Below are 23,814 nucleotides of genomic sequence, written 5' to 3'. Positions count from 1 at the left end.
AAGGCCATGCTGAGCATGATCTATTTTATTCACTTTTAAACATTTGAATTATGAATACAAAGGCAAAACTTCTGTATGTAGGCTTTCGTGCGTTAAGCACATGCTGTCTGTACGCGGCTTTTTTAATGATAACATCGTGTGGAGACAATGTTGTGAACCCCGACAGCCCCGAACCGGACGGAGGGGATATGATCCCTATTACGGTCAGCCGGGTTGAGGATGGCAGCTATATGGAAAGTCATGTTGATACTCCCGCCACAACCGGGGGAAGAACGCTTGTAGACGAATGGGTACCGGTTAAGGAATCACCCGCCAGCAGGGCCATACCCGCTGCCGTACCTTACGAGGGTCCTTCAGTGGTCCGGATGACACTCCGCGAAGAGCCGCAAGTCACAACCCGTGCCGCTACATTGGGCAACGGCATTTATTTCCGGTTGATCGCTTTCCGTAAGGTGGGCAGCAATTACGTGTTCCAGTCGACAGCGGATTTTACGACGAACGGGGCTTCCGCTCCCACACTCAGGCAAGGAAAGTTACTCACCAGAACGGGAACTGTCCGTGTGATCGGATACTCGTTCAATAGTACGACAGCGATGGGAACGATTCCTTCAGCCTATGCTTATAACGGTACTTCCGTCACTATCCCGAATATGAGTAATGACTTTATGGTTTATGATTCGGGGGATATGGCAAATGTGAGTACAATCAACCACAACCTGTCGGTTAGTTTCACGCAAAAACTCTGCAAGCTGACGGTTAAGCTATCCTTGTCGCAGTTTGGAAGCAACACGTTTACCAACTGTACGGGCGTATATGTTTCTCAGGGCGGCAATGCGTCCGCCTGGACGATAGGTCCCTCTACAAATAATGTAAGTGCCAATACCGGAAATACGTCCACATTCAATATAGCCAATAATTCGACTGCCACTGTGCGGTTAGTTCCTTTTTCGGGTTCACGGGCGATCACGGTGCATATCGGTACGCTGACTCTTAGTAATTACTTCAATGCGAATAATCGGAATATCACCTCGAGTCAGAATGTGCAGTTGCTACCGGGAAAGAGTTATACCATTACGCTAAAGTTTGAATTGGGAGTACAATTGGCGGCAAGTGACATTAACCTGACACAAAACGGATGTACAGCAAGTGATAAAAATGACTTGGCGAAGCTAAGATGGGCCACAGGAAATTTGAAGAGTACCGGAAGTACAAATTATGTATGGGCTTCTTCAACAGATAGAGGTTATTATTACACATGGTACAGTACCTATACAGGAAACACAAATATTAATAATACAGATCCATGTTCCAAATTGAATACAGCATATTACGGTACAAGTTGGCGAACACCTTCAAAGAATGAACTTACGAAATTAGCAAGATGCACAAACAAAATATTAACTAATAGTGGAATGTGGTTTATGAATAACAGCATAGGACTTTTTTTACCTGCTGCAGGTTGTCGGCAAGACGGAAATGGTAGTAATACTTCGCCAACAGCAGATTCCGGAACTGATGGCTACTACTGGAGTAGTGATATAGGTAGTGGAAATAGTACAGGGAAAAGACTGTATTTTGGTAAACGTTATAATACTGCAGATGTGGCAGACCATGCCAAAAATGCCGGACTGACTGTCCGTTGCGTGAAAGGTACCAAACAATAATATATTCACTTTTAAAATAGATAAATCATGAAAACCGAACTCAAAGGCTGGCTTGCGGACAATACCGTGACCACCGACAACAAAGAAGACAAAATCCTGGTATTGGAAAGCGCCGGAAACCTGACACTAACCGATGTACTGGATGAAATGGAGAAAGAAGATACCGGCTTGCGGGCAGAGACTTTAAAGCATGCCGTCGATCTCTTTCAGCGTACAGTATCGGAATTGGTACTGAACGGATACTCTGTCAATACGGGGCTTTTTCGTGCAGTCCCACAGTTTCGCGGCGTGATAGACGGTGGGATATGGAATCCCGAGAAAAATTCTATCTATGTTTCCTTCAACCAGGATAAGGATTTACGTGAAGCTATCGCACGGACCGGCGTGAAAATTCTGGGAGCCAAAGGTGACTCGGCCTACTTCATCGGCGGTGAAGACGCTGCCACCCGTGCTACGGACGGTAGTGCAACTGCCGGACGTAACTATCGCCTACAGGGCAAGAACATCAAAGTAGCAGGTACAGATCCTGCTATAGGTATCATCTTGATTGATGAAAAAGGCACAAAGACGAAGCTACCGATGGATATGATAGCAGTAAACAACCCTTCGGAAGTACTGATACTCCTACCGGCAGACCTGACAGACGGAATATACGAACTGCGACTGACCACGCAATATACCAGTGGCAACCGGCAACTGAAGATACCACATGTCATCAGCCGAACCATCGTAATAGACAATACAACCGAGGGCGACGGAGATATTGTGGACGACCCGACAGCATAAATCATACCGCATCGCTTCCCTTATGCAGGACTGCATTGATATCTTGTGCAGCTCTGCACAAGGTGTCGGTGCACCCCTGCACAATGCGGCAATGCAACCAAGCTCTAAAATCACTGATAAACCTGTACCGGAAGTTCTCCCCTTAAAGCACCCAAAGCATTCAATGCCAAAGCCTCCATCTCATCTTCTCCCGGATACACGAAGACGGGAGCAAGGAAAGAAATACGTTCCCTTAAACGGGAAATTACGTAATCAGAATAAGCAATGCCTCCGGTCAGCAGGATGGCGTCTACCTTTCCATACAAAACAGTAGAGGCAGCACCGATACTTTTGGCCACATTATAGATCATGGCATCGAGCACCAACCGGGCATGATCATCACCTGCCTCAATGGACTGAATAACGGCAGGAATATCAGTAGTTCCCAAATGGGCGGTAAGCCCGGCACGGCCCGAAATTCGTTTCTTCAATTCATCTTTGGTGAATTTCCCGCTGAAACAGAGGTCTATCAGTTGTCCGGCGGGAAGAGTTCCGGCTCTTTCGGGTGAGAAAGGACCTTCTCCATCCAGTGCATTATTGGCATCGACTGCACGCCCATGACGATGGACCGCAACGGAAATGCCTCCTCCCAAATGGCAGACAATCAAATCAAGATCTTCATAATGAGTGCCATGTTCGGCAGCATAACGACGGGCAATAGCTTTCTGATTCAGTGCATGCCAGATAGTGATACGCGGCATCAAGGGCGAACCGGTAATGCGGGCAACCTCTTCCAGTTCGTCCACCACACCTGGATCTGCAATAAACGCCCGGCACCCGGGTAAAGCTGCGGCCAATTCATCGGCTATCAAACCTCCCAGATTGCAGGCATGCGTACGCATGGCATGGAGGGTATCCCGCTTCATAGCTTCGTTAACCTCATAAACTCCACCGGGAATAGGCTTCACCAAACCTCCGCGTCCAATGACAGCATCGAACCGGAAAGGAATATCATTTGCCTCCAACTCCCGGAGGACAAGTGATTTACGAAACTCAAACTGGTCGATCACCTGGGGGAAGGCAGACAACTCTTCTACTGTATGGCGGATGTTGCGTACCAACAAAGGAGTTTCGTCTTCATAAACGGCAATCTTTGTTGAAGTGGAACCGGGATTGATAACAAGGACCCTTTCACTCCGTCCATTCCTTGCAGAAGGGGAAGTGGGGATTGCATTCAGTTTATCCATATTCTTAGTTTAATTATGATCATCATTCGGAGCATCTTCCTCCCTCTGCCGACCGGGTAGAAGCCGTCAGGCATGCCATCGCAATGCTATAATACTTGGAAAGTCCGGAATCACTACGTGACGGTAGCACCACCGGACAAATGGGGCCTTGCAGCAATCCTGCCATATCGGCCTTGGCAAATAATGAAACAGACTTATAAAAAGCATTGGCCGACTCGATATTAGGGAATATCAATACATCTGCCTGCCCGTTGATAGGCGATACAATTCCTTTAATATCCCCGCTGGCCTGCTCGCAGGAAGTACGAACATCCAACGGGCCATCAATAATAACATTGCCAAACTCTCCGGCTTCGGCCAACTCCACGATATTAACATAATCGAGCGAATGGGGGAACTTGGCACTTACCTTCTCCGTACAGTGAATCAAAGAGATGCGCGGCTGTTCTATCCCAAACCTCCGGCAGGTACAGATGGCATACCAAACCATCTCAATACGTTGTTGTAAAGTGGGCCGGGGAATAACAGCCGCATCCGAAAAGAACAGTAATTTATCATACGTCGGAATCTGCATTACAGCCAGGTGAGTCAGGATCTTTCCTTTGGGTAGTAGCCCTTTCTCCTTGTCAAGAATAGCATGAAGCAGGTTGTCAGTATTAATAATCCCTTTCATCAAAATGTCGGCCCCCCCTTCCCGGACAATGCGGACCGCTTCACGCGCTGCCTCATCGGGATCTTCAATATGGATGGTCTTCACATAATCCGGATACTTTTGCAAGGTAGGATACTTTTGAAGGATGGCCGAGTCACCAATCATCAGAAATTCTGCAATACCCTCGTCAAGTGCACGGGCAATGGCATATTCTGTATTCGGATCATTGGCACAGACAACGGCAATCCGTTTCCGTCGGTTTAAGGTTTTTAGGTGTTCTGTCAGTTGGTCGAAGTTTCTAATAGGTTCCATAACGTTAGATTTTTAGCAAATATCAGAAAAAGGATCGAGAAGTACATCATGGTATACTGAAAAAATGGGTAAACCGGATAACATTTTGATATTATACAACGCTTTCATTTCTACGGATGCAGGTAATTTCGTTTTTTAATGTAAATTTGTATCCTGTTAAACACCTATAATCAAACAGAACCATGAAAACAAAAACTTTTCTCGCTCTTTTCTGCCTGCTGTGTATCAGTTCAGGCTTTTCATCGTGCCAACGTCATTCGTCTGACCAGTGGACATTGGTTTGGGAAGATAATTTCGACCAAAAAACAGGCTTTGACCCACAGGTATGGAGCAAAATACCACGTGGCAAATCGGACTGGAATAACTATATGACAGACTTCGACTCTTGTTTCGATATGCGTGACGGCAATATGGTGCTGCGGGGTATCATCAATTACAGCCAGCCCAATGACACAGCACCCTATCTGACCGGAGGGATTTATACCAAAGGGAAAAAGGCATTCAGCAACGGGCGTCTGGAGATACGTGCCAAGTTGAACGGTGCACGCGGCGAATGGCCGGCTATCTGGATGCTTCCGGTAGATGCTCCCTGGCCGATGGGTGGAGAAATCGATATTATGGAACGTCTGAATCACGACACAATCGCTTACCAGACTATACATACCAACTATACATACAATCTGGGCATCAAAGACAATCCGTTGTCACACTCCGTAGGTACGATCAATCCCGATGACTACAATGTATATTCGGTAGAAATGTATCCGGACAGCATTGCATTCTATATCAATGATACGCATACTTTCACCTATCCCCGCATCGAAACAGACAAAGAAGGGCAATTTCCTTTCGATCAGCCTTTCTATCTGCTGATCGACATGCAACTGGGTGGCTCGTGGGTAGGAGCTGTAGACCCGAAAGAACTTCCTGTAGAAATGCATGTAGACTGGGTAAAATTCTACCAGAAGAAATAAACTAAAACAAATTCACTGAATGAAGATACAATTCCCCCCATTCCTGCACGAAGGCGATAAAGTTGCCATCGTATCGCCTTCGGGCAAGATAGACAATATGTTTCTGAGAGGTGCCAAGGCGCAACTGGCGTCTTGGGGACTGGTCCCTGAAATGGGGAAACACGTCCGTAGCTCCTGGGGATGCTATGCCGGCACCATCCGGCAGCGCGCTTCGGACTTTCAGACAGCAATGGATGACAAAGAAATTAAGGCGATTTTATGTAGCCGTGGCGGCTACGGAGCGGTTCATCTTATTGAACGGCTCGACTTCACCCGTTTCCGCGAACACCCGAAGTGGATGATCGGATTCAGTGATATCACAGCGCTCCATAATCTGTTTCAGTACAACGGGTTTGCTTCGTTACATGCTCCTATGGCACGCCATCTCGCAGTAGAAGCGGCCGACGATCCGTGTTCACTGTACCTGAGGGATATACTTTTCGGTAAACTGCCTGCATATAAATGTAAGCGTCACAAGTTGAACCGACTCGGCACAGCCAAGGGTATTCTGCGTGGTGGCAATATGGCAGTATTCCACGGCCTTCGGGGAACTCCATACGACATACCTCCCGAAGGGACAATCCTGTTTATCGAGGACGTGGGCGAACGTCCTTATGCCATCGAGCGCATGATGTATAACCTGAAATTAGGGGGCGTACTTGAGAAGTTGTCAGGCCTTATCATCGGACAGTTTACCGAATACGAAGAAGATCGTGCCATAAAGAAAGACCTTTATGGTGCACTCTTCGATCTGGTAGAAGAGTATAATTATCCGATCTGCTTTGATTTCCCCGTAGGGCATGTAACGGAAAATCTGCCACTGATCAATGGGGCGGAAGTAGAACTTATATCCGGAAAGAAAGGAGTAGAATTGTTAATAAACCCTCCTATCTGACCTACCCTACTGCGAAAATGACTAATTTTGAGGCCTTAACCCCAAAAGCATAATTATGAAAAGAAATTCTATGCTATTACTGACAGCTTTTATTTTGTTATCCGCCTTTTCTTGCGGAACGAACAACAACAAAACCAATTCAGTTCAGGAGCCTGAAAAGAATATAACCGTGAAAGCACCACAATTCGATGCAGACAGCGCCTATAAATACATACAGGCACAAGTGGATTTCGGCCCTCGCAATCCGAACAGTAAAGGACATGCAGCATGTGGAGAATATCTGGCTACTAAGCTGGCAGAACATGGGGCCAAAGTGACTAACCAAAATGTGGAACTGCCCGCCTATGACGGCACGCTGCTGAAAGCACGCAATATCATCGGTTCATTCAAACCCGAAAGCAAAAAACGCATTGCCCTTTTTGCACACTGGGATACACGTCCGTGGGCAGACAATGATCCCAACGAGAAGAATCACCACACACCGATATTAGGTGCCAACGACGGGGCGAGCGGTGTGGGCGTGTTGCTTGAAATAGCCCGACTGATCAATCAGCAGCAACCGGAACTGGGAATCGATATTATCTTTTTGGACGCAGAAGATTATGGCGCTCCCCAATTCTATAAAGGAGAACATTTAGAGGAGCAATGGTGTCTCGGTGCACAATATTGGGCACGCAATCCGCATGTGGAAGGCTATAATGCCCGTTTCGGTATCTTGCTCGATATGGTAGGCGGCAAAGATGCCACTTTCTTTAAGGAGGTGTACTCGGAGAAGTTTGCCCGTGGAATCAACAAAAAGGTATGGAAGAAGGCTAACGACGCCGGTTACGGACGTTACTTTATTAACGAAACAGGTGGCCAGATCACTGACGACCATCTGTTTATCAATCGGCTGGCCGGTATCCCGACTATCGACATCATTCCGAACGACGAAAATTGTGAACTGTCCAGTTTCGGACCGACTTGGCATACCGTAAACGACAACATGGATGTTATCGACAAATCGACACTCAAAGCCGTGGGACAGACCGTACTGGAAGTTATCTATAACGAGAAATAATTATTCAATATGACAATCAACGAATTACAAGACGAAGTCATTGCCGAGTTCAGTGACTTTGACGACTGGATGGACCGCTACCAGTTGCTTATTGATTTAGGAAACGAACAGGAACCGCTTGACGAGAAATATAAAACGGAACAGAATTTGATTGAAGGTTGCCAGAGCCGTGTGTGGCTTCAGGCAGACGAGGTAGATGGAAAGGTGATCTTCAAAGCAGAAAGTGATGCACTGATCGTAAAAGGTATTATCGCCCTGCTGATAAAAGTTGTTTCGGGACATACACCGGACGAGATTCTGAATTCGGAACTTTACTTCATCGACCGCATCGGGCTGAAAGATCATTTATCGCCCACCCGCAGCAACGGTCTGCTATCAATGGTAAAACAAATGCGAATGTACGCATTGGCATTCAAAGCCAAAGGGACAAAAGGTTAATCTCCTCATTCTATATCGCCACAGTGGACACACAGAAAATCCGCTGTGGCAAATCAAGGATCTTTTTCATCCACTTGATATTCCAGAATATCCCCCGGTTGGCAATCGAGTACTTTGCAGATTGCCTCAAGGGTAGAAAAACGAATCGCTTTGGCCTTTCCCGTTTTCAGGATAGAAAGGTTGGCAGGTGTAATATCTATCTTCTCCGCCAACTCCCCCAAAGATATCTTTCTTCGGGCCATCATAATGTCAAGGTTTACTATTATAGCCATAATTCCATTAATTTTTCAGTGTCCGGATTCAGATAGTAAGGTCTTGCTCCTCTTTCATCTTTAACCCGATGGCGAATACTTCGCCTACAATCAACGAAACCAGTCCTAAAATGACCAGCATCACAGAATCAATACTTGTCTCCATAGAGTAGCCGGATAATGAAAAAACTGAGGACAGTTCATAATCATTCATCAAAGCCGGCACCGCTTCACTAATAAAACTCAGCAACAGGGTGACTCCCAACCAACGTAACCTACGAACATTCTTCCAATTAAAAATATCCGATTTATTGATAGATACAATCAACTGCACAAACAGCACCGTAGATGCTATTACGGCCAAAATGGCAAGAAGCCCGGAGAGCACTTGCGCAACCATCAGCCAGGTGCTCCTGTCCACTTTTACATTCGTGATCAACTGTGTGTAAGCAACAGGCACATAAGATTGGGTCCGTTCATTGTAAACAGAATCTTTAAACGACGAAAAATCTTCGGGCATCAACGTAGCAATGCGAAGGTTAATAGCCTGTTCCACACTTTCATTGCCGGAATGGCTTATCTTCATGCCCTCGGAAAAGCCATGACCGAAATCACGCCCCATGTTGAATACCGAATAACAGAATACCAGAAATACCAGTAAACATAGTATGTTCAATCTTCTTTTCATATTATGACTTGTTTTTCAATCTTCATAGTTCAGTTTCACTCACTCTTTCTCCACACTCCCGGAATCGTAACCTGCTTTATCCGTAGGAAGCAACCAACGAACAGCATAGCGGCCACAGCTATCAGTATGTAATAAGATGTAGTATCGGTCACATCGCTAATCGTATCCGCATCGGGATAGGTCAGGCTCAATATCACAGAAAGGCTGTTATTCACAATGTGTATCAGGATACAGGGGATCAGGCTCCGCGTCCGGTAATAAACCCACGCCAACAGCAGTCCTCCGAAGAAGGCGGCAACTACCTGAGCCGGATTCAAATGGAATATTCCGAAAAGAAGTGCGGAAAGAAAAATCGCTTTCCGGGGAGAATATCGTTCAAGCAACGCCTTAGTAACACCACCACGGAACAAAAGTTCCTCAAGAACCGGTCCCAACAACGTGATGGCCACAATTCCCAACCAACCGGACTGTAAAGCATTAAACTGTTGTTCCAGAACATCAGGCACCCAAGATAAAACAGCAGTTAACAAGTCCATCAGAACAGTCATCGACAAGCCTATCAGAAAAGTGACCGTAAGAAACGGTAACGAAACGAATGACCAGCTCATTTTATTCTTAGGTATGTACCGGGCTTTCCATAAATAAAAAAACATTACTGCCATGGAAAGTAACATCGAAGGAGCCAGTGTCAACTCCGAAATCCGGGTGGCATCCATATTCCCACCATTCATACGGGCAACAACAGTAAAAGGAATACCTATCAGCCCACCACAGACAAGCTGGATCCCCAGATAAATAAGAATTAATTTGATCGCTGTTTTCATTCGGTTCTCTGTTTTAAATATGTACAAAGATAACGGTTTTAATTGACTACCGTTTCAGTAGCAGGGTGATTTGTACCATGTCCGTGCAAAACAGAGCTACACACAAACAAAGCTAACATAGAGATGGATACTACCAACATCGTAATGCTCATCAATGACTTTCCCATAAGATTGACTTTGGAGATTCGTTATGTTATTCAATAATAATTTATCGTTTTTCGATATGCAAAGATTGATATTAATTTCCACTTAAACAAGAAATCCGACAATTATTTATCGATAAACAATAAATATAGCATGTTTTTCGATATTAAGAGGGGCGCATATAGCTCACTCAGGGGCAAACAGAAAATACAAAATGTCAATTGACATTTTGTATTTTCCCCAAAAGAGCTTCTACGTCGGCCGCATCCCGATGAAGTTGAGCTATCAGCCCGTCAATCCCATCGAACTTCAGTTCCGGACGGAGATACTTCACAAAAGAAATACGGATAAACTTATCGTAAATATTTGAATGGAAATGAAGGATGTTCACTTCTATCGAACGCTCGGGACCATTTCCTATCGTGGGGCGGGTACCGATATTCAACATACCGTTATAGGTACGCCCATCGAATGTGACATGAACCGCATAAACACCATCGGCAGGAATCAACTTATCAGGATCGTCCACACTGAGGTTGGCTGTAGGAAATCCGATCTTACGTCCCACTTGATAGCCACTCACCACCGTACCATCCAGAAAATAGTCGTAACCCAGACAACGGGACGCCATATCGACTTCACCCTGATGCAGCATCTTGCGAATAACGGAAGAGCTTACATGAAGATCATCACACACACAGGCACGAGCGCGGATTACCTCTATGCCCATCTCGGAACCATAACGGCAATAGTCTTCGAAACCTTCACTACGGTTGTGTCCAAAGCGATGGTCATAGCCGATGACGAGTGTCTGCACCCGATAACGGTCTCTTAAAAGATCAGACATAAACTCACGGGCAGTCAGGCGCGATACTTCCTGCGTAAAGTCAAGCATGAAACAATAGTCCACCCCTGTTTCCTCGAGCAGTGTCCGCTTTTCTTCCGGAGTAGTCAGCAGTTCCGGACGATAATCCGCTTTCATCACCTTACGGGGATGAACAGGGAAGGTAATTAATGCAGAGCGCAATCCACGAGCGGCAGCCAGCTCTCTGACTTGCTTGATCAGGAAACGATGCCCTGTATGTACTCCGTCGAAAAAGCCGATGGTAGCTACACAAGGTTCGGGTGTAAATGCCGGTATATTATGGATTATCTGCATGCTATGTCTTCTAAATTATTTATCTCCGGCAAAAAGTGGCCTCCAGTCTTCACCGGGTTTTACCGTATAAGTAGAGATACCCAATGCCTGGGCTCCCTGGCAGTTGGCCTCGGAGTCATCAATGAAAAAAGTTTCGTGCGGATCAAGGTTTGCGTCTTCAAGTACCCCCCGGAAAATCTCTTCAGCAGGCTTCACCATTTTCATTTCATACGAAAGGTACATCTTCTCAAAATAGTCTTCCACACGGAAGCCCCGATACGGAAATGCGTGCTCGCATGCCCACTTCCAATGTATCTCGTTGGTATTGCTCAGCAGATAGACCACATATTTTTCGCGGAGCTTCAGCAACATGTCGAGTTTAAAGCGAGGGATATCTACCAGAAAACTATTCCAGGCAGCATCGATTTGCTCGTCAGTCACTTTTTTTGTGAGCAGCCCACGGATATTCTCACGAAATTCAGCCGACGAGATCAATCCTTTTTCATGCTGCATAAAGATCCCTTGCTGAGAATACATACCTAACAATTCGTCTACTTTCTCTAATCCCAACTTCCGGAAGTTCTCCACACAACGCTGACGGTCGAGATTGATCAATACACCACCAAAATCAAAAATAAGGTTTTTAATTCCTTTTCTTTTCATCTCTATATTGTTTTAAGGTCTCACCCCATCCCCTCTTCCTTTGAGAAAGGATGGGGTGAGACCCCTCTTATTTCATTTCTGAGTTAAACGTTTGACAAAGCGAATCAGTTCACCAATCCATAAGACGAGAGAGGAAGAACCGATGATGATAAGCCATGTTTGCCAGTCAAGCGGCTCTGTACGGAATACAGCCCCACCGAACTGTACAATGAGGAACTGTCCGCCCAGAATAGCCAGTACTATCAGCTCCATACCGTATGATTTCGCAAGACCTTTGAATGCTGAGTCGGTAGTGCCAAACACACGGGCGTTGAACAGGTTCCAGAACTGGAGCATCACAAAGAAGGTGAAGAAAACGGTCAACCGCTGTACCGTCATTCCTCCATCGGCATTTGTGAAGTAATATATCATTGCCATCAGCACCACCAGAAAGACTGTACCGACACCGAATATATTTTGCCGCATCGCTTTGCTGATAATAAAATCAGTACTACGGCGTGGTTTATCATTCATAACGCTTTCGCTTGGCGGAATAGAGGCCAGAGCTAATGCGGCAAACGTATCCATGATGAGGTTTACCCATAACATTTGAGTAACAGTCAGCGGCAACTCCGTTCCTACAATAGAACCGAGCAATACGATGAGAAGTGCCACAAAGTTAATGGTCAACTGGAATACAATGAAACGCTGGATGTTCTTGTACAGCGAACGCCCCCACATCACGGCGGTTCCGATACTGTTGAAAGAATCATCGAGTAAGGTGATATCACTGGCCTCTTTGGCTACGGAAGTTCCGGTACCCATTGAAAGTCCCACCTGTGCATGATTAAGTGCCGGGGCATCATTGGTTCCGTCACCGGTCACAGCTACTACGGCTCCTTTCTGCTGGAGCAACTGCACCAGGCGCTGCTTGTCGGTAGGACGGGCGCGGGACATGATTTTCAGATCCATCACTCTATTCAGGGCTTCTTCATCGCTCAGTTCGGCGAAAGCAACTCCCGTTATACGGTTACGCTCCGTATCTTCCGGTTTCCACAATCCGATCTGGCGTGCAATCTCAGTTGCTGTGCCCGGAGTATCTCCGGTAACAATCTTAATACCGATACCTGCCGACTGGCACTTAGCCACCGCTACGGGTACATCGGGGCGTATAGGATCGGAAATAGCAACCACACCAAGGAAGTTCAAGTTGTTTTCCGACACAAGGGCCACACAATCGTCCGGTTCGTTGTCCTCTACTATGCGGAATGCAAAACCAAGTGTACGCATAGCCATATTCTGATAACTCAGCAACTGCGCTTCGACAGTGGAACGGTATTCCACACTATCCACACGACGACCGTCAAGAATCACCTCTTTGCATTTGCCAAGCACAATCTCAGGCGCACCTTTTATATATAGCACTTTCTTGCCTATCAGCGGAGACTTCACCAAAGTAGCCATAAACTTACGCTCGGTAGAGAACGTCAATTGGTCGAGTACCTGCGCCCTTTCTCTGAGTTCAAGATAGTTACGGTTCTGACCGTTCAGCCACAACAACAAAGCAACCTCAGTAGGATTGCCCACCCCTTTTGGCTTTTCTCCCTCTCCCGTCTCTTCAAGAAAAGCAGTCGAGTTAGCACTGATTCCCTCTGCTATCAATTTGCTGATATCGTCATCTGCCAGCTTCCCGCCATCCTTCAAACCATAGAAGTTAGGCTCATGCACCTGCATCAGGTTCTGCGTCAACGTACCGGTCTTATCTGTACAAATCACGGTAATGGCTCCCATCGTTTCGCAAGCGTGCATCTTACGAACCAGATTATTGGTGGCAAGCATACGGCGCATATTCAGGGCCAGACTGAGCGTTACGCTCATAGGTAACCCTTCGGGGACGGCGACCACAATCAAGGTGACTGCCATCATGAAGTATTTCAGGGTACGCTCCAACACCGGCAACCAGTCATGCCAGCCATTCAAAGCTCCAAAATCAAAATAGAGTACTACATCTTTTATAAAGAAAATAAGGAAAGCAAGCCCCGCTACGGTAAAACCGATTTTACCTATCAGGTTAGCCAGCTTAGTCAACTGGATATTAAGGGGCGTAGGTTCCGTGCTCTGCTCCGTACTCTGACGTGCCACTTTCCCAATCTCCGTGGCATCTCCCACACGAAGTACTTTCATCGATCCGTGACCGTCGACCACAGTCGTGCCACGCATCACCAGATTGGAGGCATACGTAGCTTCTTCATCAAAATCCGCCTCTACCGTTGTTTTATTAATTACCGGCTCTCCGGTCAGGTTCGATTCATTCACCTGTAAGGAGATGGCTTCTATCAGTTCTCCATCGGCAGGGATCTCCTCACCAGTTTCCAGTACCATAATATCACCGACTACCACATCCTTACGGGGAATCTCCTGAATGCGCCCATTACGAATCACCTTTACCAAAGTCTCTTCATTGACAGCATTCAGCAAATCAAACTTTTTGTTCGCATCATATTCAAAATAGAAACCAATGCCGGTTGCCAGCAGGATAGCAGCTATGATACCGATGGTTTCAGCATATTCATTCTCAATAATCGAGATGATAAGGGAGAACACAGCCGCAACGAGTAATACCCGTACAACAGGATCTTCAAATTTTTCCAGATAGAGTTTGAGGAGAGAAGGACGCTTGGGTGGCGTCAGCAGGTTAACACCATGTTTCTCCCGGCTTTGGAGGACTTCTTGATCAGTAAGGCCCAAATGAAAATAATCGTCGTTCTTTGCAGTCATGCAGATACATACATTAAATTAGAGGTTGCAAAAATACAACATAAATCCGGTATAGAATGTTTCTTAAATCTTTTTTAAGGATTCCAGTTTTCCCAACAAGATTCTCGATGAAATAGGCTTCGTCAGGAAATCGGTAAAGCCACTCTGCATAATCTTTTGGCGGTCTTCTTCGTAAGCAAAGGCTGTGAGAGCAATGATAGGCACAGTAGCCGACATTTGCCGGATAGCCTCCGTAGCTTCATAACCGTTCACCTCGGGCATACGAATATCCATCAAGATGATATCGGGCTGGTTTTTCAGGAAAAGGGAAATGGCTTCTTCACCATTATGTGCCCAATAGAGTTCGTAACGGGAAGCAAGGATGGCTTCACAAAGGCGATAATTATCTTCCATATCTTCTGCCACCAATACTGTCAGTTTCTTATCACCGTTTACCCCCGCGGCAGGAACCGACACAACAGAAGACGGTCTCTCCTGTTCTTTTTCAATAATTACCTTAGGTTTGATATCCGAATGTTCGGGCAAGGTAAACCAGAAAGTACTCCCCTGGCCTACCACCGATTCAGCTCCGATTTCCCCACCCAGTTTATTCACAATCGTCTTACAGATGGAAAGTCCCAGCCCGGTGCCGTTTTTATCACTCTGCAGACGTACGAAACGGTCGAATACACCTCCCAGCTTATCTGCTGAAATGCCCGAACCAGTATCGGTGACATAAAACCGAAGTCCATTCTCGCAAGGCTTATATCCGATACGAATGCTGCCTTCTGTGGTAAACTTGATTGCATTAGAAACAAAATTGGATACAACCTGGGCGATACGGTTCCGGTCGGAATGAACCATGCATGAGGGTAATCCGGCCTCGGTAATTATCTGTACAGGCGAATCATAACCGATCTTCATGTGGAACAACTGTTCCAGATCGGCCAGCAGCAGGTTGATGTCTACGTCGGAATACACAAACTCTAATGTACCAGCCTCAATCTTCGATAAATCGAGAATGTCATTCACCAATTGCAATAGGAGTTCACTATTCGTATGGAGTATTTCCAGATATTTCTGCTTTTCCTTTTCCTCGGTGGCAGCAGCCAGCAGTTCGGAGAAACCAACGATGGCATTCAATGGAGTACGGATCTCATGGCTCATGTTGGCAAGGAAGGCTGACTTGGAACGATCGGCGTTTTCGGCTTTCTCCTTAGCCTCGGCCAGCGCCTCTTCCGTATGTTTGATGGAAGTGATGTCATGCACCGTCAGTACCATACGGTCTTCACCATCCAGAGTCATAAAAACTCCCGAAATCATTACGTTGCATTTTATAAATTCATCTTCACCTATGGCAATATTCAGTGAAGACTGCAGATCGGTAAACTCATTCTTCTGACGAAAAGCAGCCCCGATAGCCCCTCTTACAGGACATTCCTGACAAAAAGCATGGGTTCCGCATCCTCCCTTGGCAGACAATGCATTCTGACATTGCAATAAATCACCGACGCGCTTTTCTTTACCATCAGGATTGAGGTGAGTCAAATCATAATAATTTGTTTTCAGGACTTTAAAATCAGAATCGATAACAAGGACATAAGCATGAATATGCGTTAGGATAGCATCAAACAAGCGATTTACATTCTCCAGTTTCCGGTCTGATGCAGATTGCATAAACTTACGTTTTCTTCTTTCCCACAGAAATGCTCCCAGAAAAGAGACACATACCCCTATTAATACAATCTGCCACATCATAATTTATAACTGCTTGATTAATGCTTTGTTGTTATGGCAAAGGTAGTGTTTTATTAACCAAAAAGAAAAAATAAGTGAACAATATATCCGATCCTTTTGTTATATTTGCATAAACTTTAAAAAAAGAGACGACATGAAGTACATTTGCACCGTTTGTGATTATATTTACGATCCGGAGACAGGTGATCCGGAAAGCGGAATCGAACCAGGAACACAGTTTGAAGATATCCCTGATGATTGGGTATGCCCCCTTTGTGGAGTTGGGAAAGAAGATTTCGAACCGTATAATGGATAACTTATAAACAACGGACGTTTTTGAACGATGAACAATAAACGATGAACCGTAAGTGTACCAATCACACTTTATTCATCATTTATCGTTCATCGTTCACGGTTCATCGACCTGTTAAGATGCTTTCTTTTCCTTTACGTCACTGCTTGCTTCCACTACATTTACCACATAGTCACCAAGCTTCTCGCATTCGGCAATAATATCCATATAATAAACACCCATCTGATAATCATATTCTTTATTGTTCACATCCAGAATGTTCTGATTCTTCAGTTGATTACGATAGTTATTTATTTCATTTTCAATATTGAACGACTTATTGACATCGATACTCTGATGCTCGGGTTTCTCAACTACGACAATCATTTGTGACAGGGCATCGTTCGTCAGCTTCATCATGAAGTGAATGTGTTCATACTGCTTCTCTGTAAAATCCTGATTTGTCTGTCGCTTCCGGGTGATGGTACGTGCCAGGTTATAACAACTGTCGCCGATGCTTTCAATCTCGGTTACCTCACGGAGCATGGCACGTATCTGGAGCTTACTTTCCGAACTTAATCGTCCCTCGGACACTTGATTCAGGTAATTGGCTATCTCCAGCTCCATGTTATCGCTGATATTCTCATACTTTTCAATCCGGCTGAATAATTTATTGAAGTCGTCATCTTTCTCCGTATGCAGCAGATCCTGCACCATGCCGAACATACGGTGAATACGTTCGGAGAACAAATGGATTTCCTTGCGGGCCTGAAGTATCGAAAGTTCGGCCGTGGAAAGCATGCCACCGGTAATGAAACGCAAACGCGGCTCTTCATCTTCTTCTTTCGGACGAATAATGGCACACACGGTACGTTCAATCAGTTTCACTCCCCAAATCAGCAGGCAGACGTTACATATATTAAAGATAGAGTGGAAAGCAGACAACTTATAAGAGATGGCTACCTCGGCACTTCCCGGATGGAAGAAGGTATCCACCACCCAATTGACAAATACCATAAAGGGATGAAAAATAATCAATACCCAAATCACACCGAAAACGTTGAAAACGAAATGGGCCAAAGCAGCTCGCTTCGCTTGCGAATTGGCTGTCAAGGCAGCCAGGTTTGCTGTAATCGTGGTTCCGATATTCTCACCCAGCACCAATGCAGCACCAAGCTCCAGGCTGATCCATCCGTTGGCGCACATAATTAAAGTGATAGCCATCGTTGCGGCAGACGCCTGCACGATCATTGTGAGAATAGTACCGATAAATAGAAAGAGCAGAACGGAGAAGAATCCCATATCGGTATAGTTTTGCACGAAAGCAAGCATTTCCGGATTGGCATTCAGGTCGGGCGCGTTTGCTTTAAGATACGAAAGCCCCATAAAGAGGAAAGAAAAACCAAAAATGAATTCACCGACAGACTTACGGTTACTTTTACCGGAAAAAATAAGGGGAAGGGCAATGGCTAAAAGAGGGAGGGCAAAAGCAGCCATATCAACTTTAAACCCAAAAATGGAAATGATCCAGGCGGTGACTGTCGTACCGATATTGGCACCCATTATCACACTAATGGACTCGGCCAAAGTCAGCAAACCGGCATTTACAAAACTGACCACCATCACCGTCGTTGCCGAAGAAGACTGGATAAGGGCGGTGATCAACACTCCTGTTAAAACTCCCGTTACCCGGTTCGTGGTCATTGCTGTCAGGATTCCTCGCAATCTGTCACCTGCGACTTTCTGTAAGCCCTCGCTCATGATTTTCATTCCATAAAGAAAAAGTCCTAATGAGCCAATGAGCTTTAAAAAATCATAAAAAGAATATTCCATCTATAATTATTTTAGTGGTTGTTTGTCTTCTTAGCAATTATGTGATATATTTATCCGTACTATTCACCCCTAAACGACGTGAAATGAAACAGATGTTACAAATATATTGCAAAAATAATAATATTTCTAAAGAATTCCCTATTGGAAGCTCACTTTTGGATATTTATTACGGTTTCAATCTTAATTTTCCTTATCAGGTAGTCAGTGCTAAAGTAAATAATCGTTCTGAAGGACTCAACTTTCGTGTATATAATAATAAGGATGTAGAGTTTCTGGATGTAAGAGATTCTTCGGGGATGCGCACATATGTACGTTCTCTTTGTTTTGTACTCTACAAGGCAGTCAGCGAACTCTTTCCGAATGGCAAACTTTTTGTAGAGCACCCCGTATCCAAGGGATACTTCTGCAATTTGCGCATCGGCCGGGCCATCACTCTGGAGGATGTGTCGCAAATAAAGAAACGCATGCAGGAAATCATTACGGAGAATATCACTTACCACCGTATCGAATGCCACACCACTGAAGCCGTACGTGTGTTCAGCGAGCGGGGCATGAATGATAAAGTGAAACTGCTTGAGTCCTCCGGCTCCATCTATACCTATTATTATACTTTGGGTGGCACCGCGGACTATTATTATGGTAATTTACTCCCAAGTACGGGATTTATTCATCTGTTCGACCTCGTTAAGTATTATGACGGACTGTTGCTGCGTATTCCCAACAAAGAAAACCCGACTGTACTGGAAGAGGTAGTGAAACAAGAGAAGATGCTTGATGTCTTCAAAGAGCATTTGCGCTGGAACTACATTATGGGGCTGAACAATGTGGGAGATTTCAACATAGCCTGCGAAGAAGGACATGCCACCGACCTGATAAATGTGGCAGAAGCATTGCAGGAAAAGAAAATAGCACAAATAGCCGACAGCATCTTCCACCGGGGAGAAAACGGGAACCGTGTAAAACTGGTATTGATCTCCGGACCGTCATCATCCGGCAAAACCACCTTCAGCAAGCGGCTCTCCATCCAGCTGATGACAAACGGGCTAAAGCCCTATCCCATCTCACTGGACAACTACTTTGTAGACCGGGAAGAAACCCCATTGGATGAAAACGGCAATTATGATTATGAATCGCTCTATGCCCTCGACCTGGAATTATTCAACGCGCAACTGCAAGCTCTGCTGCGTGGTGAGGAAGTAGAACTGCCCCGCTACAACTTCATGCTGGGAAAGAAAGAATATAAAGGTGACAAACTGCGGATTGACGAACATACGGTATTGATTCTTGAAGGGATTCATGCCCTGAACCCGGAGCTCACCCCGCAAATCCCGGCAGAGAGTAAATATAAAATCTATGTATCTGCTCTGACAACCATCTCCCTGGACGACCATAACTGGATTCCGACCACGGACAACCGGCTTTTACGCCGCATTATCCGTGACTTCAACTATCGTGGCTATTCTGCGCAGGAAACCATTTCGCGCTGGCCCAGCGTGCGTGCCGGAGAAGACAAGTGGATTTTCCCCTACCAGGAGAATGCCGACGTGATGTTCAACTCTGCCCTGTTATTTGAATTTGCCGTGCTCCGCTGCCATGCCGAACCCATCTTGACCAGCGTGCCACGTAACTGCCCGGAATATGCCGAAGCATACCGGTTGCTGAAGTTTATCAAATATTTCACTCCGGTACAGGATAAGGAGATTCCTCCGACCTCACTTCTTAGAGAGTTCCTGGGAGGAAGCAGCTTCAAATATTAAAAAGACACATCCCAATCTTTTCAGACATAGACTTTACAAATACAACTCCGGAAGAGAGTAATATTTGTAAAATCTATGCTTGAGTTATCAAATACTATCCACCACCCCATCAGCCGGCAATGCCTGTCATAACTCTCAGAGGAAGAATTGAGGAAGAAATGAAAAATAAAAGGGGTAAGTGAGAGGTTCTTACAAAGATTTTTTAACTTTGTCACTGTTTAAAACCATATCGTATGAAAATATCGACTTTAATCCTGACCATCCTCGTTTGTTTTAGCACAATCGTCGATGCACAAGGCACACAAAACAGAGCAAATGAACTGATGAAACAAGCGCAAAGCAGTCTGGAACAAAAAGAATATACCAAAGCGCGTTATCTTTTCATCCAAGCCTATGGCGCCTTCGCGGCACAAGAAAACTATCCGAAAGCCGTGGAATGTGGAATTCAGGGAGCTGCTCTTTACCATCGTGAGAATTATTATAAAGAAGCATTCGACCTCTGCAGGGGAATGGAACAGTTAGTCTGGGCGGGCGAACAAAAGGAGCAGAAGCAATTCTATCCGTTGCGCTTTCAAATCACCAAAGAGAGATTACAAATGTATATCGGGCTGAAGAATGCCGCACAAGCCAAAGCACAGTTGGACAAACTGGCGGAAACCGCCGGCCAGGCAAAGAACGATTCGCTAAGTGAGAACCTCCTGTACACGCAGGCAAACTATTACTACACTTTCGGCCAAAACGCACAAGGGGACGCCTGCTTCCGGAAATTGATTAATCAATACAAAGCCCAGAAGAACTACGAAAAGGTAAACGAATGCTATAAGAACCTGATTGCCATCGGCCGTAAGTCAAACAATGCCTCCTTGGTGGCCCGCACGTACGAGAACTTCATTGTCTGGACCGACTCGGTGAAAGCGCTGACAGCACAAGATGAACTGAACGTGTTGAAACGCAAATATGACGAAAGCCAGCAGATCATTCAGGAAAAAGACGATACGCTGTCCGGAAAACAGTATATGATTGTCGGGCTATGTACGCTTGTCGTCATCCTGATAGCCGGACTGATCTTCGTTGCCATCGTGCTGCTCCGCTTCATTGCCGGAAACCGCAAACTGAAGAAGAGCGTACAGATAGCCAATGAACACAACGAACTGAAAACAAAGTTCATCCAGAACATCTCCGCACAAATGGAACCAACGCTGGATACACTGGCCGCTTCTGCTGCCGAACTATCGGGCAAGGCGCCTCAACAGGCACAACAGATGCAGGGACAGGTAGCCGCCCTGAAGAAGTTCAGTAACGACATACAGGAGCTTTCTACACTGGAGAACTCCCTGACCGAGCCTTACGAGATGAAGGAGATCAACGTAAATACTTTCTGCGAAGCTACCATGGATAAGGTGAAAGAGCTGGTGCAACCTGAAGTGTCGACCGTAGTGAATGCCGCCAAACTCCAGATCAAGACCAACCCGGAACAACTGGAACGGATACTGATTCACCTGCTGAAGAATGCGGCGGAATATACCGAAAGCGGAAAGATCTTCCTCGACTTCAAGAAGAGAGGTGCGCATACGCATCAGTTCATCATCTCGGATACCGGCACGGGTATTCCTGCCGAAAAACAAGAGAACCTGTTCAAACCTTTCACGGAGATTAAAGACCTGACGGAAGGAGACGGACTGGGACTGCCTATCTGTGCCCTGATAGCTACCAAGATGAACGGAAGCCTGACATTGGACACAAGCTACACCAAAGGAAGCCGGTTCGTACTCGAGCTGCACACATAATAAAAAACAACAGAGGGCTTTTGATGCAGCCCTCTGTTGTTTTTACGCCTATCGAATCGGAGCCTGTCATTAAACTGTAAGTTCCAACAACACTTCTCCTTGGGTGTTGAGTACCTTCACTTTAAGCACATCTTTCTTTTTCTCAATCACCATCACCGTTGCGCTTTTCATGCTATAACCACCGCCGATAATGACCGGGAAGTTATTGCCAAGACTACCTTTGGGGTGATAAGCGTATTCATGTGTATGCGCATTCAGACAGACATTGAAGGGAGCTTTCTCCAGGAGTTTCCCCCAAAGTCCCGAACACAGGTTCTCGTAATCATTGCCATAAAGCGGGATGTGATGAATCAGAATCCGCTTGCCGGCCTTCCTGAACTCTTTGGAAGCGAGTTCTTTCTTGAGGAATCCCACCTGGTCATTACGCAACTTCGTAAAGTCGTTCAATCCGTAATAGACCCAATGGTCGTCGGGTTTATCTTCACCGCAGTCGAGCATTACGATGCGCGTGTCTCCCCAGTTGAAGGCTCCGTAAGTCTTATCGCCCACATAGTCGAACAGGCTGTGCAGCCCGACCGAATACGCATTCCGGATTTCATGGTTGCCCCGCATGAAGAAAACAGGAACGCGGTCACCCTCCACTCCTTCGGTCAGTTCGCTGATGAAGGCCGTTGCCTGATCGTGGTTGGCGGGATCGTCCACGCAATCACCGTTGAAGACTACGAAATCATAGTCCACCCCCTTGATCTGGCTGCACAACGCCTGAAAGGTTTTTGACTGCTTGTGCAGGTCATTGAAGACGACGGCCGTGAAGCTGTCTCCACCATCGGCCGGCAAGGTAAATTCTTTAAGCTCTGTACGGGCAGTATTACCAAATACTTTTTTGTAAGCCTGGTAAAGCAGAATCTCCTGCGAACAAGCCCGATAGTAATACTTCTGTCCGGGTTGCAAACTGTCGAGGCGAATCTTATGGAGAGTGTTGCCGCAAACGACTTGCCCGTCGAGAAGAGTACGTGCCCGCTTCAGGTTTGAGGGGTCTGTGCCATATTCCACCCAGCAATAAGCCGGCACGTTGGTTTGCCACATTACGGTGATTCCGCCTCCGACCGGGTTTTGCAGATAGGGTTTGGTGCGGCAGATGCGGTCTTCGGGCACTGCCATCCGCACTTCCACCAACAACGGGCGGTGATCGGACGCCAACGGTTCGTCGATAACCCGGGCGGAATTAACAACGAAAGTAGGTTTTTCCTGTTTAAGCGCAATCAGGTAATCCAACGTCTCCTTCGGTTCGGAAGCGGGATAAGTAGGTTGCTTGGGGTTGGAAAGTACCTGGAAGGTATTCTTCAGTTCTTTGATGAAACCGGAACCGGCATCGGAATTGAAGTCGCCGGCAAGGAAGAAGGGCTTTTCGGCAGAAGTGGCAACCGATTTCAGGATCTCGAGCGACTTCATCCGGTCTTCTTCCGTCAGAGAGAGATGCGTGCAGCCAAAGATGTATTCGGGAAACTCGGCAACAATCAGCGTCCGCGCCTCTTCACGTCCCGGCAAAGCAAAGGTTTGCAGGCGCAACGGAGCTTCTTTTGCGAGCAGGCCGATTCCGTATTTTCCCCCGTCATAATCGATGGCAGGAGCGAAGTAGGGATGCAGCTGAGTGCGTTCCGCCAGTTCCCGGAGGACATCCGTCCCATTGCTCCGGGCGGTCATGCTGTCCAGTTCCTGAACAGCAACGACATCCGGACGGGCATTGTTGATCACATTGGCTACACGCTGGTAGTTGCAGCTATTGTCCATGCCTCTGGCATTGCGGACGTTGTAGGTCATCAGCCGCAGGACATCCCCGGCCTGGGCCGACAGCACAAAGAGTGCAGAGAATAAGAGTAATACAAGTTTTTTCATGGGTCTGTTTGTTTATCGGGTT

The 23,814-nt window shown here is 46.2% G+C and carries 21 protein-coding genes; 9 read left to right on the top strand and 12 right to left on the bottom strand.

What is annotated here, in order from left to right; translation table 11 throughout:
* The first annotated feature begins 50 nt into the window (after positions 1-50).
* Together ISX59_RS18740 and ISX59_RS18735 are read left to right on the top strand one after the other, a co-directional pair.
* The gene (locus ISX59_RS18740) at positions 51-1,664 is read left to right on the top strand and encodes a fimbrillin family protein (RefSeq protein WP_220576150.1); all 1,614 of its coding nucleotides are present in this window, start codon (positions 51-53) and stop codon (positions 1,662-1,664) included.
* Positions 1,665-1,691: 27 nt separating this feature from the next.
* The gene (locus ISX59_RS18735; protein ID WP_220576149.1) at positions 1,692-2,450 is read left to right on the top strand and encodes a DNA-binding domain-containing protein; all 759 of its coding nucleotides are present in this window, start codon (positions 1,692-1,694) and stop codon (positions 2,448-2,450) included.
* Positions 2,451-2,560: 110 nt separating this feature from the next.
* Here ISX59_RS18735 and buk read toward each other — a convergent pair whose 3' ends face one another.
* Together buk and ISX59_RS18725 are read right to left on the bottom strand one after the other, a co-directional pair.
* Positions 2,561-3,676 (bottom strand): butyrate kinase, encoded by a 1,116-nt coding sequence (gene buk, locus ISX59_RS18730; RefSeq protein WP_044299617.1) that lies wholly within the window; start codon positions 3,674-3,676, stop codon positions 2,561-2,563.
* Positions 3,677-3,698: 22 nt separating this feature from the next.
* Positions 3,699-4,640 carry a phosphate acyltransferase gene (locus tag ISX59_RS18725; protein WP_005811598.1) on the bottom strand — a complete coding sequence of 314 codons (942 nt, stop codon included), beginning with the start codon at positions 4,638-4,640 and terminating at the stop codon, positions 3,699-3,701.
* Between the two features lie 182 nt (positions 4,641-4,822).
* On the opposite strand from ISX59_RS18725, the gene ISX59_RS18720 reads away from it, so the two are divergent.
* From ISX59_RS18720 to ISX59_RS18705, 4 genes are read left to right on the top strand one after another with little or no spacing between them, the layout of a single operon-like run.
* Entirely contained in the window at positions 4,823-5,614 is a 792-nt protein-coding gene (locus tag ISX59_RS18720) for a glycoside hydrolase family 16 protein (protein WP_005782009.1), read from the top strand.
* Positions 5,615-5,633: 19 nt separating this feature from the next.
* The gene (locus ISX59_RS18715) at positions 5,634-6,548 is read left to right on the top strand and encodes an LD-carboxypeptidase (RefSeq protein ID WP_005811602.1); all 915 of its coding nucleotides are present in this window, start codon (positions 5,634-5,636) and stop codon (positions 6,546-6,548) included.
* 55 nt (positions 6,549-6,603) lie between these two features.
* On the top strand, positions 6,604-7,608 hold the full coding sequence (locus ISX59_RS18710; RefSeq protein ID WP_032530776.1) for a M28 family peptidase: 1,005 nt from the start codon (positions 6,604-6,606) through the stop codon (positions 7,606-7,608).
* 9 nt (positions 7,609-7,617) lie between these two features.
* Positions 7,618-8,046 carry a SufE family protein gene (locus tag ISX59_RS18705; RefSeq protein WP_005811607.1) on the top strand — a complete coding sequence of 143 codons (429 nt, stop codon included), beginning with the start codon at positions 7,618-7,620 and terminating at the stop codon, positions 8,044-8,046.
* A gap of 53 nt (positions 8,047-8,099) precedes the next feature.
* On the opposite strand, the gene ISX59_RS18700 is transcribed toward ISX59_RS18705, so the two are convergent.
* From ISX59_RS18700 to ISX59_RS18670, 8 genes are all read right to left on the bottom strand, one after another.
* Entirely contained in the window at positions 8,100-8,318 is a 219-nt protein-coding gene (locus ISX59_RS18700) for a helix-turn-helix transcriptional regulator (protein WP_005782001.1), read from the bottom strand.
* 28 nt (positions 8,319-8,346) lie between these two features.
* Positions 8,347-8,985 carry a DUF2975 domain-containing protein gene (locus ISX59_RS18695; RefSeq protein ID WP_005781999.1) on the bottom strand — a complete coding sequence of 213 codons (639 nt, stop codon included), beginning with the start codon at positions 8,983-8,985 and terminating at the stop codon, positions 8,347-8,349.
* A 35-nt stretch (positions 8,986-9,020) separates the two neighbouring features.
* The gene (locus ISX59_RS18690; RefSeq protein ID WP_032536962.1) at positions 9,021-9,809 is read right to left on the bottom strand and encodes a CPBP family intramembrane glutamic endopeptidase; all 789 of its coding nucleotides are present in this window, start codon (positions 9,807-9,809) and stop codon (positions 9,021-9,023) included.
* A 38-nt stretch (positions 9,810-9,847) separates the two neighbouring features.
* The gene (locus ISX59_RS21300; protein WP_255469910.1) at positions 9,848-9,976 is read right to left on the bottom strand and encodes a hypothetical protein; all 129 of its coding nucleotides are present in this window, start codon (positions 9,974-9,976) and stop codon (positions 9,848-9,850) included.
* A gap of 194 nt (positions 9,977-10,170) precedes the next feature.
* Positions 10,171-11,112: a bifunctional riboflavin kinase/FAD synthetase gene (locus ISX59_RS18685; RefSeq protein WP_220576148.1), complete on the bottom strand. Its 942-nt coding sequence runs from the start codon at positions 11,110-11,112 to the stop codon at positions 10,171-10,173.
* Between the two features lie 15 nt (positions 11,113-11,127).
* Entirely contained in the window at positions 11,128-11,754 is a 627-nt protein-coding gene (locus ISX59_RS18680) for an HAD family phosphatase (RefSeq protein ID WP_005781993.1), read from the bottom strand.
* Between the two features lie 72 nt (positions 11,755-11,826).
* The gene (locus tag ISX59_RS18675; protein ID WP_032539175.1) at positions 11,827-14,511 is read right to left on the bottom strand and encodes a calcium-translocating P-type ATPase, PMCA-type; all 2,685 of its coding nucleotides are present in this window, start codon (positions 14,509-14,511) and stop codon (positions 11,827-11,829) included.
* A gap of 63 nt (positions 14,512-14,574) precedes the next feature.
* Complete coding sequence (locus ISX59_RS18670; RefSeq protein WP_188521144.1) at positions 14,575-16,248, bottom strand: ATP-binding protein; 1,674 nt, start codon at positions 16,246-16,248, stop codon at positions 14,575-14,577.
* Positions 16,249-16,381: 133 nt separating this feature from the next.
* Here ISX59_RS18670 and rd point away from each other — a divergent pair, with 133 nt between their 5' ends.
* Positions 16,382-16,543 carry a rubredoxin gene (gene rd / locus ISX59_RS18665; RefSeq protein ID WP_005781988.1) on the top strand — a complete coding sequence of 54 codons (162 nt, stop codon included), beginning with the start codon at positions 16,382-16,384 and terminating at the stop codon, positions 16,541-16,543.
* 111 nt (positions 16,544-16,654) lie between these two features.
* Here the strand turns inward: rd and ISX59_RS18660 are convergent, their stop codons facing one another.
* Positions 16,655-18,352, bottom strand: coding sequence for a Na/Pi cotransporter family protein (locus ISX59_RS18660; RefSeq protein ID WP_005781986.1), 1,698 nt, complete (start codon positions 18,350-18,352; stop codon positions 16,655-16,657).
* An 83-nt stretch (positions 18,353-18,435) separates the two neighbouring features.
* Here ISX59_RS18660 and ISX59_RS18655 point away from each other — a divergent pair, with 83 nt between their 5' ends.
* Both ISX59_RS18655 and ISX59_RS18650 read left to right on the top strand, forming a co-directional pair.
* Positions 18,436-20,109: a nucleoside kinase gene (locus ISX59_RS18655; RefSeq protein ID WP_005781983.1), complete on the top strand. Its 1,674-nt coding sequence runs from the start codon at positions 18,436-18,438 to the stop codon at positions 20,107-20,109.
* A 233-nt stretch (positions 20,110-20,342) separates the two neighbouring features.
* Entirely contained in the window at positions 20,343-21,896 is a 1,554-nt protein-coding gene (locus tag ISX59_RS18650) for a HAMP domain-containing sensor histidine kinase (RefSeq protein WP_005781981.1), read from the top strand.
* 69 nt (positions 21,897-21,965) lie between these two features.
* Here the strand turns inward: ISX59_RS18650 and ISX59_RS18645 are convergent, their stop codons facing one another.
* The gene (locus tag ISX59_RS18645) at positions 21,966-23,792 is read right to left on the bottom strand and encodes an endonuclease/exonuclease/phosphatase family protein (protein ID WP_220576147.1); all 1,827 of its coding nucleotides are present in this window, start codon (positions 23,790-23,792) and stop codon (positions 21,966-21,968) included.
* Positions 23,793-23,814 lie beyond the last annotated feature (22 nt).

The sequence above is a fragment of the Bacteroides sp. FSHCM14E1 genome (assembly GCF_019633785.1).
GTDB classification, from domain to species: domain Bacteria; phylum Bacteroidota; class Bacteroidia; order Bacteroidales; family Bacteroidaceae; genus Bacteroides; species Bacteroides hominis.
The sequence above is the reverse complement of the archived record's forward strand: the minus strand, read 5'-3'. Positions and strand labels throughout refer to the sequence as shown.

Bases quoted from the DNA above. Each gene is read 5' to 3' on its own strand.
- ISX59_RS18740 (WP_220576150.1), top strand. From the start codon at position 51: ATGAATACAAAGGCAAAACTTCTGTATGTAGGCTTTCGTGCGTTAAGC.
- ISX59_RS18735 (WP_220576149.1), top strand. From the start codon at position 1,692: ATGAAAACCGAACTCAAAGGCTGGCTTGCGGACAATACCGTGACCACC.
- buk (WP_044299617.1), bottom strand. From the start codon at position 3,676: ATGGATAAACTGAATGCAATCCCCACTTCCCCTTCTGCAAGGAATGGA.
- ISX59_RS18725 (WP_005811598.1), bottom strand. From the start codon at position 4,640: ATGGAACCTATTAGAAACTTCGACCAACTGACAGAACACCTAAAAACC.
- ISX59_RS18720 (WP_005782009.1), top strand. From the start codon at position 4,823: ATGAAAACAAAAACTTTTCTCGCTCTTTTCTGCCTGCTGTGTATCAGT.
- ISX59_RS18715 (WP_005811602.1), top strand. From the start codon at position 5,634: ATGAAGATACAATTCCCCCCATTCCTGCACGAAGGCGATAAAGTTGCC.
- ISX59_RS18710 (WP_032530776.1), top strand. From the start codon at position 6,604: ATGAAAAGAAATTCTATGCTATTACTGACAGCTTTTATTTTGTTATCC.
- ISX59_RS18705 (WP_005811607.1), top strand. From the start codon at position 7,618: ATGACAATCAACGAATTACAAGACGAAGTCATTGCCGAGTTCAGTGAC.
- ISX59_RS18700 (WP_005782001.1), bottom strand. From the start codon at position 8,318: ATGGCTATAATAGTAAACCTTGACATTATGATGGCCCGAAGAAAGATA.
- ISX59_RS18695 (WP_005781999.1), bottom strand. From the start codon at position 8,985: ATGAAAAGAAGATTGAACATACTATGTTTACTGGTATTTCTGGTATTC.
- ISX59_RS18690 (WP_032536962.1), bottom strand. From the start codon at position 9,809: ATGAAAACAGCGATCAAATTAATTCTTATTTATCTGGGGATCCAGCTT.
- ISX59_RS21300 (WP_255469910.1), bottom strand. From the start codon at position 9,976: ATGGGAAAGTCATTGATGAGCATTACGATGTTGGTAGTATCCATCTCT.
- ISX59_RS18685 (WP_220576148.1), bottom strand. From the start codon at position 11,112: ATGCAGATAATCCATAATATACCGGCATTTACACCCGAACCTTGTGTA.
- ISX59_RS18680 (WP_005781993.1), bottom strand. From the start codon at position 11,754: ATGAAAAGAAAAGGAATTAAAAACCTTATTTTTGATTTTGGTGGTGTA.
- ISX59_RS18675 (WP_032539175.1), bottom strand. From the start codon at position 14,511: ATGACTGCAAAGAACGACGATTATTTTCATTTGGGCCTTACTGATCAA.
- ISX59_RS18670 (WP_188521144.1), bottom strand. From the start codon at position 16,248: ATGATGTGGCAGATTGTATTAATAGGGGTATGTGTCTCTTTTCTGGGA.
- rd (WP_005781988.1), top strand. From the start codon at position 16,382: ATGAAGTACATTTGCACCGTTTGTGATTATATTTACGATCCGGAGACA.
- ISX59_RS18660 (WP_005781986.1), bottom strand. From the start codon at position 18,352: ATGGAATATTCTTTTTATGATTTTTTAAAGCTCATTGGCTCATTAGGA.
- ISX59_RS18655 (WP_005781983.1), top strand. From the start codon at position 18,436: ATGAAACAGATGTTACAAATATATTGCAAAAATAATAATATTTCTAAA.
- ISX59_RS18650 (WP_005781981.1), top strand. From the start codon at position 20,343: ATGAAAATATCGACTTTAATCCTGACCATCCTCGTTTGTTTTAGCACA.
- ISX59_RS18645 (WP_220576147.1), bottom strand. From the start codon at position 23,792: ATGAAAAAACTTGTATTACTCTTATTCTCTGCACTCTTTGTGCTGTCG.